This window comes from Polaribacter sp. HL-MS24, from assembly GCF_032758595.1.
Classification (GTDB): Bacteria; Bacteroidota; Bacteroidia; order Flavobacteriales; family Flavobacteriaceae; genus Polaribacter.
This window is the reverse complement of record NZ_CP136415.1, coordinates 161,766-178,496: the sequence shown is the minus strand read 5'-3', so window position 1 is coordinate 178,496 and position 16,731 is coordinate 161,766. Positions and strand designations below refer to the sequence as shown.

The 16,731-nt window shown below is 34.5% G+C and carries 14 protein-coding genes and 3 pseudogenes; 9 read left to right on the top strand and 8 right to left on the bottom strand.

From position 1 onward, the window contains the following. Positions 1-77: 77 nt before the first annotated feature. Positions 78-1,104: pseudogene (locus RRF69_RS00900) on the top strand (threonine aldolase family protein). Between the two features lie 52 nt (positions 1,105-1,156). Here the strand turns inward: RRF69_RS00900 and RRF69_RS00895 are convergent. Then, positions 1,157-1,765, bottom strand: a complete 609-nt coding sequence (locus tag RRF69_RS00895; RefSeq protein WP_316940127.1) for a hypothetical protein — start codon at positions 1,763-1,765, stop codon at positions 1,157-1,159. Between the two features lie 3 nt (positions 1,766-1,768). After that, positions 1,769-2,263 carry an RNA polymerase sigma factor gene (locus RRF69_RS00890; protein WP_316940126.1) on the bottom strand — a complete coding sequence of 165 codons (495 nt, stop codon included), beginning with the start codon at positions 2,261-2,263 and terminating at the stop codon, positions 1,769-1,771. A 116-nt stretch (positions 2,264-2,379) separates the two neighbouring features. Here RRF69_RS00890 and RRF69_RS00885 point away from each other — a divergent pair, with 116 nt between their 5' ends. From RRF69_RS00885 to RRF69_RS00870, 4 genes and pseudogenes are all read left to right on the top strand, one after another. After that, positions 2,380-3,273 carry a MerR family transcriptional regulator gene (locus RRF69_RS00885; RefSeq protein WP_316940125.1) on the top strand — a complete coding sequence of 298 codons (894 nt, stop codon included), beginning with the start codon at positions 2,380-2,382 and terminating at the stop codon, positions 3,271-3,273. A 63-nt stretch (positions 3,274-3,336) separates the two neighbouring features. Continuing rightward, positions 3,337-4,803, top strand: coding sequence for a phytoene desaturase family protein (locus RRF69_RS00880; protein WP_316940124.1), 1,467 nt, complete (start codon positions 3,337-3,339; stop codon positions 4,801-4,803). A gap of 1 nt (position 4,804) precedes the next feature. Further along, a complete protein-coding gene (locus tag RRF69_RS00875) occupies positions 4,805-5,647 on the top strand; it encodes a phytoene/squalene synthase family protein (protein ID WP_316940123.1) in 843 nt (280 codons plus the stop codon). Beyond that, positions 5,647-6,110, top strand: a pseudogene (locus RRF69_RS00870) (sterol desaturase family protein). Before RRF69_RS00875 ends, RRF69_RS00870 begins: the two are co-directional and overlap by 1 nt. Positions 6,111-6,134: 24 nt before the next feature. On the opposite strand, the pseudogene ribB reads toward RRF69_RS00870, so the two are convergent. The 6 genes and pseudogenes from ribB to tpx form a co-directional block, all read right to left on the bottom strand. Next, positions 6,135-7,281 (bottom strand): annotated as a pseudogene (gene ribB / locus RRF69_RS00865) (3,4-dihydroxy-2-butanone-4-phosphate synthase). Further along, positions 7,278-8,726, bottom strand: coding sequence for an LptF/LptG family permease (locus RRF69_RS00860; protein WP_316940122.1), 1,449 nt, complete (start codon positions 8,724-8,726; stop codon positions 7,278-7,280). Before RRF69_RS00860 ends, ribB begins: the two are co-directional and overlap by 4 nt. A gap of 58 nt (positions 8,727-8,784) precedes the next feature. After that, positions 8,785-9,444 carry an outer membrane lipoprotein carrier protein LolA gene (locus RRF69_RS00855; RefSeq protein WP_316940121.1) on the bottom strand — a complete coding sequence of 220 codons (660 nt, stop codon included), beginning with the start codon at positions 9,442-9,444 and terminating at the stop codon, positions 8,785-8,787. Between the two features lie 33 nt (positions 9,445-9,477). After that, positions 9,478-11,904, bottom strand: a complete 2,427-nt coding sequence (locus tag RRF69_RS00850) for a DNA translocase FtsK (protein WP_316940120.1) — start codon at positions 11,902-11,904, stop codon at positions 9,478-9,480. 9 nt (positions 11,905-11,913) lie between these two features. Next, positions 11,914-12,294, bottom strand: a complete 381-nt coding sequence (locus RRF69_RS00845; protein WP_316940119.1) for a diacylglycerol kinase family protein — start codon at positions 12,292-12,294, stop codon at positions 11,914-11,916. A 15-nt stretch (positions 12,295-12,309) separates the two neighbouring features. Beyond that, positions 12,310-12,807 carry a thiol peroxidase gene (gene tpx / locus RRF69_RS00840; protein WP_316940118.1) on the bottom strand — a complete coding sequence of 166 codons (498 nt, stop codon included), beginning with the start codon at positions 12,805-12,807 and terminating at the stop codon, positions 12,310-12,312. A gap of 119 nt (positions 12,808-12,926) precedes the next feature. On the opposite strand from tpx, the gene RRF69_RS00835 reads away from it, so the two are divergent. The 4 genes from RRF69_RS00835 to RRF69_RS00820 all read left to right on the top strand — a co-directional run bounded on the left by RRF69_RS00835 (position 12,927) and on the right by RRF69_RS00820 (position 16,617). Further along, a complete protein-coding gene (locus RRF69_RS00835; RefSeq protein ID WP_316940117.1) occupies positions 12,927-14,306 on the top strand; it encodes an MATE family efflux transporter in 1,380 nt (459 codons plus the stop codon). 38 nt (positions 14,307-14,344) lie between these two features. Then, entirely contained in the window at positions 14,345-14,569 is a 225-nt protein-coding gene (locus RRF69_RS00830; protein ID WP_316940116.1) for a hypothetical protein, read from the top strand. Positions 14,570-14,863: 294 nt separating this feature from the next. After that, complete coding sequence (locus RRF69_RS00825; RefSeq protein WP_316940115.1) at positions 14,864-15,424, top strand: hypothetical protein; 561 nt, start codon at positions 14,864-14,866, stop codon at positions 15,422-15,424. 596 nt (positions 15,425-16,020) lie between these two features. Continuing rightward, complete coding sequence (locus tag RRF69_RS00820) at positions 16,021-16,617, top strand: transposase (protein ID WP_316940114.1); 597 nt, start codon at positions 16,021-16,023, stop codon at positions 16,615-16,617. Positions 16,618-16,731: the final 114 nt, after the last annotated feature.

Below are 16,731 nucleotides of genomic sequence, written 5' to 3'. Positions count from 1 at the left end.
TGCGGGTTTTTTTTGTTCCGATAAATTCATTTAGGAACTTTATTTATTGCCCAAGTCCTTACTAAAAAAAACAATTGATGATTATAGATTTAATTTCAGATACAGTAACCAGACCTACTCCTCAAATGATGCAGGCAATGCAAACTGCTTCAGTGGGAGACGACGTTTTTAAAATGGATCCTACCGTAAACGCTCTACAAGAAAAAGCAGCCAAGATGTTTGGAATGGAGGATGCCTTGTTTTTTCCCTCAGGAACCATGGCGAATCAGGCTGCTATCAAATTGCATACACAGCCTTGGCGATAAGCTCATTTGTGATCAATACGCACATGTGTACAATTACGAAGGAGGAGGCGCAGCCTTCAATTCGGGAGTGACCTGCAAATTAATTAATGGATCTAGAGGTATGTTTTCTGCGGCCCAATTGCAGGAGGCGGTTTCCGGTCGTTCCGATATTCATGTGCCATTTTCGAGATTGGTTTGTATCGAAAATACGACGAACAAAGGTGGCGGAGCATGTTGGAATTTTTCTGAATTAGTAAAAATTCAAAAAATTACTAAAGAACATCATTTGGCATTTCATCTCGATGGAGCTCGTTTGTTCAATGCTTTGGTGGCCAAAAAGGAAACACCGATGCAATATGGGGCACTTTTTGATACTATTTCTATTTGTTTGTCAAAAGGTTTGGGAGCACCAATTGGTTCAATTCTGTTGGGTTCTAAAGAGGCCATAGCAAAAGCCTTACGTATTCGGAAACTTTTTGGTGGTGCAATGCGTCAAGCAGGTTTTTTAGCAGCTGCTGGAATTTATGCTTTGGATCACCACATAGAACGATTGGCTGAGGATCATCGCAAAGCAAAAGAAATTGGAACGGTATTAGAATCGGTAGCTTTTGTATCTAAAATTGAACCCATTGAAACCAATATTGTTATTTTTTATGTGATAGAGGAAATAGGAGCAGATGCATTTATCCAAAAAATGAAGGACAAAAACATTCTTTTGACTCCAATGGGGGAGGGGAGAATTCGAATAGTAACACATTTGGATTACACGAGTGAAATGCATGAAATTGTCTTAACAACTTTGCGTGAATTTAGCTATTAAAAGACCTCTGCACACAATTGAAGCATCAAAAAATGGTAGAAAATGGTGTGTGCTATTTGTTCAAATACTCCATTTCTTTATAATTTCTGTGGAGTTTATTTAATAGAATACCATAAAGAAGTTGGTAAAACAACCAAAATAGCAACAACATAATGGCTGTCACAACTAGCATAACAACAATGACGAACCAACCTGGGGCATTTTGATATCCTCCTTGTGGGTCTACAACCATTGCTACAGTCATCGTAAAAGAGATGAAAACGATGTAGAGTAGATTGAAGATGACATAATTTTGAACCGTTTTTCTAGTTTTGATGATTTGCCCCATTAACTTATGGGTGTTTTCTGTAATTGATATATTTTGATAATTTCTATAAAATAAGTATAGAAAATAGAGCATCACGGGGAGGGTTAGATATTGAGAGAACTGGACAATGGTATGCACACCCAATTCTTCCATCATTTTTTCTTGCTTTGAGGTATCAATCATAAAATTAGAGCCTATCATAAAAATAAACTCGAAAAGACCGATGACAAAAATCCATTTTACAATAGAGGAGGATTTTGATTGGCTTATTTTGTGAATTTCTACAGCAGAAATTTGATGTTTTTCTTGAGGTTGATTGCCCCATGCTTTTTTATAATGTTCTAATCCATCCATCAGTTAAGGGGTCAAAAGGGTTTTTAATTTTTCTTTTGCTCTATTCATTTTCACTCTTGCATTTACATTAGATATTCCCAAAGTCTCTGAGATTTCTTTGTAGGGTCTGTCCTCTAAATACAAGAAGATGATTGCCTTTTCAATATCACTTAATTGGTGAATTGCTGCATACAAAGCTTTTAAATGAATTTCTTCTGAGTCATCATAATCTATAGATTGAATCTTATAACTAAAATCACTTATCGGTGTTGTTTGTATTCTTCTGGTCGTTTTTCGATATAAAGAAATTGCCGTATTTAGAGCAACTCGATACATCCAAGTGCTAAATTTTGAATCGCCACGAAACTTAGAATAATTTTTCCAAAGTTGAATGGTAACTTCTTGAAACAAATCATTATGCGCATCTCTATCGCTAGTGAATATTCTACAAACCTTGTGAACAATATTCTGATTTTTCTCAAAGTCCATTAAAAATTTAGCTTCTAAATCTTTGTGCACTTTCTTAGCTCTTTTTATGATAAGTAACAAATGTGTTAAAAATGTTACAAGTTTTAAAACAAAACATGCTTTTTTATTAAAAACAAGTATCTTTGTTTAAAATAAATCAAATTCTGTTGAACAATATAAAACAAGACTTTACGATTAGAGATTTAGAAAATATCTCTGGTATTAAGGCACATACAATTCGAATATGGGAGAAAAGATATGATTTGTTGCAACCAAAACGATCTGAAACGAATATTAGGTACTATTCTCATCAAAATTTAACCAAGCTGTTAAATATTTCTTTGCTTAACAAAAACAATTTTAAGATTTCAAAAATTGCTTTAATGACTGAGGAAGAAATTATTGAAAATTCGAGAGCCCTCGCTTTTGATGTAGCGGTAAATGACGAAGCGATTAATTCGTTTACATTGTCAATGTTTCAGTTTGACAAAACCCTGTTCAACGATACCTACACCAAATTACTTCATCAAATTACTTTTAGAGATATTTTTAAAGATGTATTTATTCCTTTTCTAGAACAAATTGGAATGCTTTGGCAGACAGAGACATTGCTGGCTGCACATGAACATTTCATCTCAAATTTAATTGCTCAAAAAATTCAAATTAATACCGAAAAATTACAATCTAGTGTAGTGAATGCTAAAAACACCTATGTATTGTTTTTACCAGAAAATGAAATTCATGAATTGGGTTTATTGTATCTAAATTATGAGCTTGTTCTTAGAGGAAATCATACCATTTACCTTGGACAAAGCTTGCCTTTGAATAATTTAAGTTACTTTTTTGAAAGTGATCGAAAAATCAGATTTGTAACTTCGATGACTATCATGCCGTATTCAGACAAAGTGTTTGAATATTTCCAAGAAATCGATACTATTTTAGAAGGTTCCAAACATAGTTTAATAGCTATTGGAAAAAAAACAAACGAGGTAAAAGAGGTCAGTTTTAAGTCCAATGTTTATTTGTATGAATCGGTAAAAGATTTATTAAAGGAGCTGTAATTTAAAGACCCAAATTACGAGTATTGCCTATTATGTTCTTATATTTGTTATACAAATGAAACAATGAAAAGACATATATATATAATTGGATCTGGATTTTCCTCACTTTCTGCATCATGTTATCTTGCCAAAGCAGGCTATAAAGTTACTGTACTTGAGAAAAATGAAACTCTAGGAGGCCGTGCAAGGCAATATAAAAAAGATGGATTTACTTTTGATTTAGGTCCTTCTTGGTATTGGATGCCCGACGTTTTTGAACGTTTTTTTGCTGATTTTGGAAAAAAACCGTCTGACTACTATACCTTAGACAAATTGAGCCCAGGATATGAAGTGTATTTTGGAGAAAATTCTTCCATAAAAATTGCCAGTAACCTAGAAGCAATTTACGAGCTATTTGAATCTGAAGAAAAGGGAAGCGCCAAACACTTACAATCGTTTTTAGCTTCTGCAAAAGAAAACTATGATACTGCAATCAAAGATTTAGTATACAAGCTAGGAATTTCCCCATTAGAATTGGTCACTACAACAACCATTGCTAGAGTTACCCAGTTCTTTTCAACCATTAGAAAACAAGTTCGAAAAAATATTAAAAGTGCTAAACTTATAAAAATTCTAGAATTCCCAGTGTTGTTTTTAGGTGCTAAACCGAGTAATACTCCAGCCTTTTACAATTTTATGAATTATGCAGATTTTGGCCTGGGTACTTGGCATCCAAGAGGAGGGATGTATACTGTTATCGAGGGAATGGTCTCTTTGGCAACCTCATTGGGAGTGCAATTTCAAACCAATGCAAATGTTTCAAAAATACACGTTGATGCGAATAAAAATATAACGGGATTAATTGTTAACGGAGAGACTATAGAATCAGATTTGGTTTTGAGTGGAGCCGATTATCATCATACAGAAACATTGCTTGATTCAACAGTAAGACAATATTCGGAAACCTATTGGAGCAAAAAAACCTTCGCTCCTTCTTCCTTGTTATTCTATGTGGGCTTCGATAAAAAAATTGAGAATGTAAGTCATCATACCTTGTTTTTTGATACCGATTTTGATGTACACGCAGAAGAAATTTACGATCATCCGAAATGGCCTACAAACCCCTTGTTTTATGCCAATTTCACTTCTATGACCGATCCCACTTCAGCTCCAAAAGGACAAGAAGCAGGTTTTTTCTTGATTCCTTTGGCACTAGGAATTGAAGATACAGAAGCATTGAGAGAAGCTTACTTTCATAAAATAATGGATCGATTTGAACAATTAACCAATCAAGAAGTTCGTAGTAGTGTTTTATTTAAACGAGCTTTTTGTGTGAATGACTTTATAGAAGAATACAATTCGTACAAAGGAAATGCCTATGGAATGGCAAATACACTTTTACAAACCGCTTTTTTAAGACCCAACATAAAGAGTAGCAAAGTGAACAATTTATATTTTACAGGACAGTTAACTGTTCCTGGACCGGGAGTGCCTCCTGCATTGATTTCAGGAAAAATAGCCTCAGAATTAATCATAAAAAATCAGTTGTAGCATGAAAAAACTATTTGATGATGTTTCAAATGATTGCAGTAAACTAGTAACTAAAAAATACAGTACATCATTTTCGTTGGCAGTACATATGTTGTCTCCAAAAATTAGAAAGGATATCTATAATATTTATGCTTTTGTTCGTTTTGCAGACGAGATAGTTGATAGCTTTCACGAATACAATAAAGAAGAGCTGATGGCTCACTTTGAAAAAGATTATTACAGTGCAAAAGCACAAGGAATCAGTTTAAACCCGATTCTAAATTCATTTCAACAGACCATCACTAGGTATCAAATTCCTGATGAAATGGTTCAAGCTTTTTTAAAGAGTATGAAGGCTGATTTGTACAAGACAGAATATTCTACAAAAGAAGAGTACGATGCCTATATTTATGGGTCCGCAGATGTGGTAGGATTGATGTGTTTAAAAGTCTTTGTGAATGGTGACGACATGTTGTTTGACAATTTGAAAGAGGCTGCCATGCGATTGGGATCTGCCTTTCAAAAAGTGAATTTTTTAAGAGATTTAAAAGATGATTTTGAATTGTTGAACCGTTCTTATTTTCCAAATATTGATTTGGGAAAACTAGATACTGCTTCTAAGAATTTAATTATTAAAGAGATCGAAGACGATTTTGAATATGCCTTCTCGAATGGTGTTTTAAAACTCCCTGTTGAAGCTAAGTTTGGGGTGTATATGGCATACAGATATTACAGAAGATTGTTGAAGAAATTGCATAAAATTCCTTCAGAAAAAATTATGGATACTCGGATTCGAATTTCAGATCCGATGAAAATTAATCTTTTAGCAAGAAGTTACGTAAAATACAAATTGAATATAATATAATGAGTTACGCATTAATTACTTTAGGTGTTTTTTTAACAATGGAAGGTGTTACCTATGGTGTACACATAAATATGTCATGCATGGTTTTGGTTGGTTTCTACATGAAGACCATCATCAACCAAAATACAATGGTTTTGAAAAAAATGATGCCTTTTTTGTGGTGTTTGCAATTCCGAGTATTGCTCTGTTTTATTTTGGAACCTATACTCCGCATACCTATTTGTTTTTTATAGGTTTAGGGATATTGTGCTATGGGTTGGCATATTTTTTAGTGCATGATATTTTGATTCATCAGCGTTTTAAATGGTTCAAAAACACCAACAATGCTTATCTGAAAGGACTTCGAAAAGCACATAAGATTCACCACAAAAATATGGGAAAGACAGAAAGCCAATGTTTTGGAATGTTGTTTGTGCCTTTTAAATATTTTAAGAAACCTAAATTTGAGGCTTCCAAAAATTAGCGATTTCAATAAAAAAAGATGAAGCTAATATCTTACGTAGTCAATAATCTCTAAGCCATATCCTATCATTCCAACACGTTTTGATTGTTCGGTATTGGTAATTAATTTGAGTTTGCTCACATTCAGGTCGTGCAATATTTGTGCTCCAATTCCAAAATCTCTGTTATCCATTTCAATTCCAGGTGCTTTGATTTCTCCTTTGGTCTGACTTTCTTTTAAGATTTCTAACCGACCTAATAAATTCTGAGATTGGTTTTGTTGATTGATAAAAAGAATTGCACCTTTTCCTTCGGTATTGATTACGTTAAACATTTGATCTAACTTTTTATCAGCATTGTTCGTTAGCGTTCCCAAGATATCATTGTTTACTAAGGTCGAATTGACTCGAGTCAATACACTGTCCTCTTTGGTCCAACTTCCTTTCGTTAATGCAAGATGCACTTGGTTGTTTGTGGTTTGTTGGTAGGCTCTTAAACGAAATTCACCAAAGCGAGTTTGCAACATAAAGTCTTCTTTCTTTTCAATTAAAGAATCATGTTCCATTCTGTATGCCACTAAATCTTCTATAGAAACAATTTTAATATCGAATTTTTTGGCAACTTCTAGTAATTGAGGCAATCTTGCCATCGTTCCATCTTCGTTCATGATTTCAACAATCACTCCAGCCGGTTGCAAGCCCGCAAGTCTAGCAAAATCAATAGCTGCTTCGGTATGCCCTGTTCTTCTCAAAACACCACCTTCTTTTGCTCTTAACGGAAAGATATGACCAAGGTCTTGCTAAATCGAAGGGTTTAGTTTCTTTGTCTACTAGTGCCTTTATGGTTAATGCCCTGTCTGCTGCAGAAATTCCTGTGGTAACTCCTTTTCCCCGTAAATCTACAGAAACGGTAAAAGCTGTTTCCATAGGATCGGTATTGTTTTGCACCATCATTCCTAAAGCGAGTTCTTTACAGCGGTTTTCTGTCAGTGGGGTGCAAATCAATCCACGACCATGAGTCGCCATGAAATTCACCATGTCTGGCGTTGCCATCTCTGCTGCGGCTAAAAAGTCACCTTCATTTTCCCTATTCTCATCATCCACAACGATGATTACTTTTCCGTTTTTAATGTCTTCGATGGCATCTGCAATCGAATTGAGCTGGGTGCTATTTTGAGTTTTACCTAGTGTCATATTTGGGGTGTCTTTTTAGACATGAGTCGTTTAAAAATTGTAATTATTGGTTGTGTAAATGTATCGATATTGAAAAGTCCTTTGTCTCGGGTTGCTCTTCGGGTCAATAAAAATGCAATAGGGAACAATGCGAAAATTGCAATCCATCCTCCTAATAATGCAGAAACAGAACTTTCTTCTGCTAAATTTTTTCCAAAAGTATTGCTAAAAAAGTAAATAACATAGATGGAAATTGCTAAAATCATGGGCAACCCAAATCCACCTTTTCTAATGATGGATCCAAGGGGAGCACCAATAAAAAACAATAACAAGCAAGACAATGAAAAAGCAATTCGGTTGTAAAATTCGGTATCGTATAAGTTCAAATTCTTTCGTTTGAATTTAAAAACACTCTTGTTTGAAGTGATATTGTTAGCAGCCCTTCCGGCGATGGTAATAGAGGTGTTCAAAATATTAATTCGATCATTCAAACTAAAATTATCTAAGATTGCAGGTGTAATCATTTTGGGTTTTACAGAATCTTGATATTTATATAGGCTGTTTGCTTTTAGAATAGAATTTAAGCTCTTTGTTCTCAAAAGCACATATTCGTCATAGTCTGCTTTTAAATCTGGTAGGGTATCCTTAATTTGTTGAATACTCAACATGTTGTGCCGTCCTTTGTATTTCTCGTCTTCTAGATCTTCTTCAGATAAGGACGAGATATCAATATTCATTTCATATTCTTTAAAGGTCGCGTTTGAAGAGGGCATTCTTTTTCGCTTTGCCAATGAAGAGCCAGTTCGAATGTGTTCTTCATAGTAGTTGCCATCATAGAGCACAAAGGTCATGTATTTACTTCCTTCTTCTGAAACAATTTTACCATTTTTCGCGGTAATGACTTTCTGATTTCCTCTTCTACTTTTCAAATCGTAGATCAATACCTTTTTAAGTAGATTTTCATCCTCTCCGTATTTTTCTTCAAACTTGATTTGATAATCAGGAATTTCGGTGTTAAAACTTCCTGGAATTAGTGCCATTGCTGGCTGTTTCTTTTTGATGTTTTGCTTTAAATTTAATTGCTTGAAAACCGCATAGGGATATACGTTGTTTAGAAATAAAAAGTTGATGCCACTCAAAAAGATTGCTAAGATTGCCAATGGTCTAACCATGCGTTGCAATGAGATTCCAGCAGATTTTGCGGCTGCAAATTCGTAGTTTTCACCTAGGCTTCCCAAGGCCATAATAGAGGAGAGGAGAACACCAATAGGCAATGCTTGTGGTATAATCATCAAGGCGGTATAGTATAAAAACTTAAAGATAAATGTCAAGCTAATCCCCTTTCCTGCAATGTTCTCAAATGTTTGCCATAATGCTTGCATTACCAAGACAAATAAGACAATAAGAAATGTTGCGAAAAATGGGACTAAAAAACTTTTGAGTATGTATCTGTCAAGAATTTTCATCGGTACAAAAGTAGTTTCTTAAACGCTAAGAAGCTACTAATTTTCTGTTAATTGGGGGTTAGTCTATTGAATATCCATTTTTCTCAGAATACTTTTCTGTATCTAGAGAAAACAGGGTTTCAGATAATTGTTGATTGCTCCTAAATGTTGTAATCGTAAAGGTTGTTTGTGAGCTATTTTCTCCAGTTTGAATTAACTGATAAATGTGTTTTGTATTCAAATCGATTGCCAACTTTACTTCTACAATATTGGATTCGCTATCCATTGGATATAAGGTTATAAATTGGATCTTTCGCCCCTTGACAGTTTTTAGTTTTCCCATTTCGTAGTTATATCCTTCTTTGTGAAAGGTTAATAATTTCGAAGGATAAATGAACCCGTCGTCACCGTCGATGTCTCCTTCAGAGATAGTAACTTCTTTATCATCATTATTAATGACTACCATTTTCTTCCCGTCAAAAATAAATATATTTCCAAGGTAGTTTAATTTGTATTTTTCTTTTTGTAACGTTATGTTTCCGACAATAGGCGGTTCGTCTCCTTTTTTAATTCCAGCATCTTCATTGATTAAGGTTTGACTGAATTGAATATACATATTCTCATAGGCACCCATTTTTTCTGAAACTTCATCAAGGAGTAATTTTGCTTCTTCGGAATTTTGACCCAATAAATTGAGCGAAATAATACAGCTTAAAAACAATATATAAATTTTTTTCATTTGATCTTTTTTGGTTTCTCGATGTATGGAGAATTAATTCTCTTTTTCGTTTTCTAATAATTGGTCTAAAGCAACTAAATCGGTTACTAAAACCTGTCTAGCTTTACTCCCTTCAAATCCGCCCACAACTCCTGCTGCCTCTAGCTGATCAATCAATCGCCCTGCTCTGTTGTATCCTAATTTTAATTTTCGTTGCAATAAAGAGGCAGAACCTTGTTGTGCAATTATTATGACTTCTGCGGCCTCTCGAAAGAGTTTGTCTCTATCGGAAATGTCAATATCAATAGTTGTGCCACCTTCCTCATCGATGTATTCAGGTAATAAATAGGCATCTGCATAGGCTCTTTGCGAACCAATAAAATCGGTTATTTTTTCTACTTCTGGCGTATCGACAAATGCACACTGAATCCGTACCATTTCATTTCCATTGGTGTACAATAAGTCTCCACGACCAATCAATTGATCGGCTCCACCAGAATCTAAAATTGTTCTAGAATCTATTTTTGAAGTAACTCTGAAAGCGATTCTTGCTGGGAAATTGGCTTTGATAATTCCTGTTATTACGTTAACAGAAGGTCTTTGAGTTGCAACAATTAAATGAATTCCAATTGCTCTCGCAAGTTGAGCCAAACGCGCAATTGGAGTTTCAACTTCTTTGCCTGCAGTCATTATTAAATCGGCAAATTCATCAATGACTAAGACGATATAGGGTAAAAACTGATGTCCTTCATTTGGATTTAATTTCCGTGCCTTGAATTTTACATTGTATTCTTTAATATTTCGAACCATAGCATTTTTCAGCAGGTCATATCGATTGTCCATTTCGATACAAAGTGAATTGAGTGTATGTACTACTTTGGTTGTATCGGTAATAATGGCATCATCGGTATCGGGTAATTTTGCCAAATAATGACGCTCAATCTTGTTGAATAAGGTCAGTTCTACTTTTTTGGGATCTACCAAAACAAACTTTACTTCTGCAGGATGTTTTTTGTATAATAAGGATGTTAAAACGGCATTTAAACCTACTGACTTTCCTTGTCCTGTGGCTCCTGCCATTAACAAGTGAGGCATTTTCGCCAGGTCAATGACAAAGGTTTCATTTGAGATTGTTTTTCCCAAAGCAATTGGCAATTCCATTGGAGATTCTTGAAATTTCTTAGATGCGATCACTGAATGCATTGAAACAATGGTCGATTTTTTGTTGGGTACTTCAATACCAATGGTTCCTTTACCCGGTATAGGCGCAATAATACGAATCCCTAAAGCAGACAAGGATAGCGCAATATCATCTTCTAAATTTTTGATTTTTGAGATCCGAATTCCAGCTTCTGGCACAATTTCATACAGGGTAATCGTCGGTCCTACTGTTGCTTTAATTTCTGCAATTCCAATTTTGTAGTTTTTTAAGGTTTCTACAATTTTGTTTTTATTGGCCTCCAATTCCTCAGGATCAATAGAAATGGTTTCATTGTATTGTTTCAAAAGGTTAAAGGTTGGAAATTTAAAGTTGGACAGTTCTAAAGTAGGATCAAACTCTCCAAAATCTTTTAGAATTTTATCTGACAAATTTTCCGTAACACTTTTTTCTTCTTCAATTTTTTCGACTTCGATCTCTACAAAATCCTTTTCATCTTCTGTAAGAGCTGATTTTTTGGGATCTACTTCCAGTGGGACTTCTTCTTTTTTGATAGGAGTTTCAGAATGATTGGCAATGGTAGGTTGAAGATTTTCTAAAGACAATTCAAATTCCGATTTTGTATTCAAAGGCCTTATGGGCTCTTCGGTTGAATTTTCATCCTCAATTTCAGTTGGATGAGGTGCTTCTTCAGGGTCTGTATGCAAAGCAGCGTTTTCAGCTCTTTTTGTTCTTATTTTTTCAATAATTCGGTCGGCAGTCAATTTGTATCGAAGTGCCAAATAGGCAATAAAAAAGAAAGCTAATACTAGAACCAACCCTGTTTTTCCTAAAAAGCGTTGAAGGTAATCATTGATTTCGTATCCAATAGTTCCAGAAAGAAGGGCTGATTTTTTTTGCATAAACCCAAAAGCAACCGAAATCCAAAGCATTATTGATAATCCCCAATTCCAAGAAATTATAATTCGGCCTATTTTTTTCTGTAGAAGCCAATACAATCCTGTTTTGAATAACTGAATTGCAATGATAAAAGCTGCAATTCCAACACCCTTATAAATGAAGAAGTGACTCAGTTTTGCTCCAATTTTCCCCAGTAAATTCTTACTCAAAACCGTTTTATCAGTCAGTCTTGTTAGGGTGCTTTGGTCGTCTTGCCAATTGAAAAAGAAAGAAACAAAAGCAATCGCCAAAAAGACTGCAAAGAGAAGTAGAAAAGCAGCAATAATTGTTTGTGCTTGTCTCGTTTTCAGATAAGAAAAAACAGCTGTTTTTTTCTCTGAATGACTACTCTTATTACTGCGTTTCGTTGCTTTTTGAACCATTAAAATGTGTTAAAATAAATTGAATATTCTACTTCCATAAATAAGATACGCCACAATTAGAGAAATGATTCCCGCAAAACTAGGACCTCCTGCGGCAATATCTTTTATGAAACCTATTTTTTCGTGATAATCAGGGTGAACAAAGTCAGCCATTTTTTCGACAGCAGTATTCAATGCCTCTGCAACCAAGACCAGTCCAATTACAATGAACTGAAGCATCCATTCAGTGTTTGAAATTTGGAAATAAAACCCTAAACCTGTTACCAGTGCTCCAAAGAACAATTGCGCTTTGATACTGTCTTCTGTAGCGATGAGAAGCCACATTCCTTTGAGGGCAAATTTCATACTCCGAAGCCTTCCTCTTAAAAAACCATCATTGGGATTTTTCATACGTCTTTCTTAGGGTTAAAGTGCCTTTAATGCTGCTTCATAATTAGGTTCATCGGCAATTTCTCCTACTTGCTCTGTATAGATAACTTCCCCTTGGGTATTGATAATCACTATAGCTCTTGAATGCAAATTGGCTAAAGGACCGTTGGTAATTTCCAATGCATAGTCTTTTCCAAAACTTCCTGTTGCAAAATCAGATAACATTGCTACATTTTCAATTCCTTCGGCGCCACAAAAGCGTTTTTGTGCAAAGGGTAAATCTCTTGAAACACACACAACCGTTGTATTGTCTAAATTGGCAGCTTTTGTATTAAACGCTCTAACAGAGGCTGCACAAGTACCTGTGTCAATGCTAGGAAAGATGTTTAAAACCAAATTTTTACCAGCGTAATCTGATAAGGTTTTTTGAGTCAAATCGACTGCGGTTAATTTAAAGTCAGGAGCTTTCTCGCCTATTTTTGGTAAATTCCCTGATGTTTCTATTGGATTTCCTCCAAGTGTGATGTTTGCCATTTTTGTAGTTTTGTTAGCTTCAAAAATACATTTTTTTGCTGAATTTAAATGGTTTCTATTTTGTTAATATTCTTCAGTTATTATAAATATCTTAGCACCCACAAAAATTCAAATTAATCGTGAATATTTCCCAATATACTTCAGAATTTAAATACAACTGGAAACTTGCAGCTCCAGTCATGCTTGGGATGTTAGGGCACACTTTTGTGAGTTTTGTTGATAATATTATGGTTGGGCAAATGGGAACTGCAGAATTGGCGGCAGTTTCATTAGGGAATAGTTTTATGTTTATTGCCATGTCTATTGGGATTGGTTTTTCTACCGCGATTACCCCTTTAATCGCTGAAGCTGATAGTGCCGATCAGTTTGATCAAGCAAAATCGACGTTTAAGCATGGATTGTTTTTATGCACTGTTTTGGGAATTGTTCTTTTCTTAGGCATCTTTTTTGCAAAACCACTGATGTACCTCATGAAACAGCCCAAAGAAGTCGTAGAGTTAGCAATTCCGTATTTAGATTTGGTCGCTTTTTCTCTTATACCGTTGATTGTTTTCCAAGCTCTAAAGCAGTTTAGTGATGGTCTTTCGATGACTCGTTTCCCCATGTATGCTACATTATTGGCCAATATTCTCAATATAATTTTAAACTATTTGTTAATTTTTGGGAAATTTGGTTTTCCAGAGTTGGGAATTGTGGGTGCTGCTTATGGTACATTATTGTCTCGTTTTGTAATGCTCGCCTATTTGTGGTGGTTGTTGGCCAAAAAGGAACGATCTAAGGCTTTGGTTACCAATGTGAAACTCTTTGTACTCGATACCTTAATGTTGCGAAAGCTGATCAATTTAGGGGCTCCAAGTGCTATGCAAATGTTGTTTGAAGTAGCGATTTTTACAGCTGCGATTTGGTTGAGCGGTTTGCTCGGTAAAAATCCTCAAGCTGCAAATCAAATTGCACTCAACTTATCTTCGATGACCTTTATGGTCGCTATGGGATTGAGTGTTGCCTCTATGGTACGTGTTGGAAATCAGAAGGGATTGCAAAACTTTAAAGAATTGAGAAGAATTGCTTTTTCCATCTTTTTATTAGGACTTTTGTTGGCGATTTTCTTTGGAACTCTCTTCTTTTTATTTCATAAAAGTTTGCCTAAAATTTATGTAGATTTGAGTGATGTCAATAATTATACAGATAATTTAGAAGTGGTAGCAATTGCCTCCCAATTGTTATTTGCAGCAGCAATTTTTCAAATTTCCGACACCATTCAAGTAGTTGTTTTAGGAGCCTTACGGGGTTTGCAAGATGTAAAAATACCAACGATCATTACTTTTTTTTCCTATTGGGTGATCGGTTTTCCAGTGAGTTACTTTTTTGGAAAAGAAGACATGTATGGGAGTTTTGGTATTTGGTTAGGTTTGCTAGCGGGCTTGTCTTCTGCAGCAGTTTTGTTGTGTTTTCGTTTTAATTATTTAACGTTAAAACTAATAAGAGCGCATCATAATTAATCCTACATTTGCCTTTCAAACGATATTCAACACAAGTTATGGAAATTCCAAAATTTTTATTAGCAGACAACAGCAATTACCCAGAAGATATTTTTATACTTCATACCGAATACCCACGTTTTTTAATCAATTTAAAAGATGATCAAATAGAGTGGTTCGAGGATTTAACCGGTGAAAAAGAAGAAGATATTGCGACTGAATTGGCCGATTTAATGGACAAAGCGGGTGCTTTTTATGACAAAGAAGTAGGGCAGTACGAATAGCTACTTTTTATTTTGATTATAGGTGTTTGCTCTTTTGAGTACCATATTATTTCTTTACAAAAATGGATAAAGACAAAATTTTTTGAAACAGTTTCTCATTTTATGATTATTTTTATCAAAAAAATAAAAGTTTTGATTTCAATAAGAAGGGGTTGTTTTTAAAGTAGCTTATTAGAACGATAGCAATCCTTTTTTTTGCAATACTATTTTTTTATTTATGTTAAAATAATGTACACAAAAAACAATTACTCATACAATTTTACGTTTCATATACAAATCAACAAAATACAACCAATGAACAAAAGATTTTTAACACTTTTTAGCATCGCAACTTTATCTTTATTCATGAGTTGTACGAGCAGTAAATTTGAGATTTCCAAAGGAAAAGTAGGAGATATCACTACAGAAACTACTATCAAAGATTTGGAGCATATATTTGCTTCAGATTCTATTGTGAAAAATTTAAGTGAAGGAGCTACTGGAAATAATTACTTTCAAGATGATGACGAATATTTAATCTTTGAAAAAGGAGGGAAGCATTTATTGACCATTGTACCTAAAGAACAGCTAGATTCTACATCTACAATTCAAAGTATTGAAATTTTAGATTCAAGATACACTACAGAAAATGGGCTCTCTTTAAATTCAACTTTTTCTGAAATTAGATTGAATACCAATATTGCCAAAGTAGAAACTTCATTCTCTTCAGCAACCCTCTTTATCGATGATTTAAACGCTACATTAGCAATTGACAAAGAAGAACTAGGTTTGAAAGAATTTAGTACAGGAAAAGTAACTTTAGATCAGATTCCTGATTTTGCAAAAATGAAGTCTTTTGTCGTTTGGTTTAACTAAAATAACATTCCTTTAAGACCTATTGAAACGATTTTTATTGATCACATGAGATTGAATCCGTCCCTTGGACATCATGCATGTTGACATAAAACAGTCTTACACAAAACTATCATTTTTAATGCCTACAACCAATGTAGTCGTTGTACAACCTTTCTAAAAAAAAAAGCAGAAAACTACTCTTTTTAGTTGACAGGAAGGTTGAAAAAAAACCCTTCGAAATAGATACAATCGAAGCTTGCTCTAGCAGAGAAGTAAGATTGAATTTCTTCCCCAATGACTTCATGCTAAAAACTCCTTGCGCTATGGGATTCTTTTTATCAACCCGAACCTCTAATCCTTAATTTTTACCTCATTTTTCTAGTAAAACAGCTTCATTGTACAATTGTATGTTTATTTTAATTTGTATTTTTTATAAAATAATTTTAACTTGCATTGGTAATTGGAATAACTGTACAGATATGTATACGTGTTAGTGATCGGGATTTGCGTATGCTAGAGAGCCCAATTGACACATTAATTAGAGTTCAAGACCCCGCTAGCGCGAGCGTCCCGCTCGTGACCAGTGCGAGTAAGAAGATAAAAAAGAAATAGAAAAAATGAGTAGAAAATATAAATTTCATAACGAATCCGGAGCATACTTTATAAGTTTTATTCACAATTTAGTAATTTGTTTTGTTGAGTTCATGCATCCGCTACGCTCAAGTGCTACCGTGTATTGGTTAGATGTTTTTACTCGTCAAATATATTTTAATGTATTAGAAGAAAGTATAGATTATTGTAGAGCAGAAAAAGGCATGGAAGTCTTTGCCTATTGTTTTATGCCAAGTCATGTGCATTTAATATTTAGGTCAGGTAATGAAGATCCTTCTGGTCTAATAAGAGATTTTAAAGGTTTTACAGCAAAAAAACTAATAAAACCCATAGAAGAAAACCCACAAGAAAGTAGAAAAGAGTGGTTATTATGGATGATGGAACGAGCAGGTAAAAAGAAGAGTAATGTTAAACAACGTCAGTTTTGGCAACAACACAATAAACCAATAGAATTATGGAGTGAAAAAGTAATACAACAAAAAATTGACTATATACATAACAACCTTGTTGAAAGCGGTTTTGTTACCGACCCAATAGACTGGAAGTATAGTAGTGCAAGAAATTATCAAGAAGACCAAACAGTTTTAGAAATAGATATATGAGAAGAAATACTAACTTTAGTTTGTTTAAGGGCACGAGCGGGACGCTCGCGCTAGCGGGGAAAAAGTTGTGTGTGCATTTAGAAGAGGTTGTGTACTAACAAAAGTTGCCTCTTG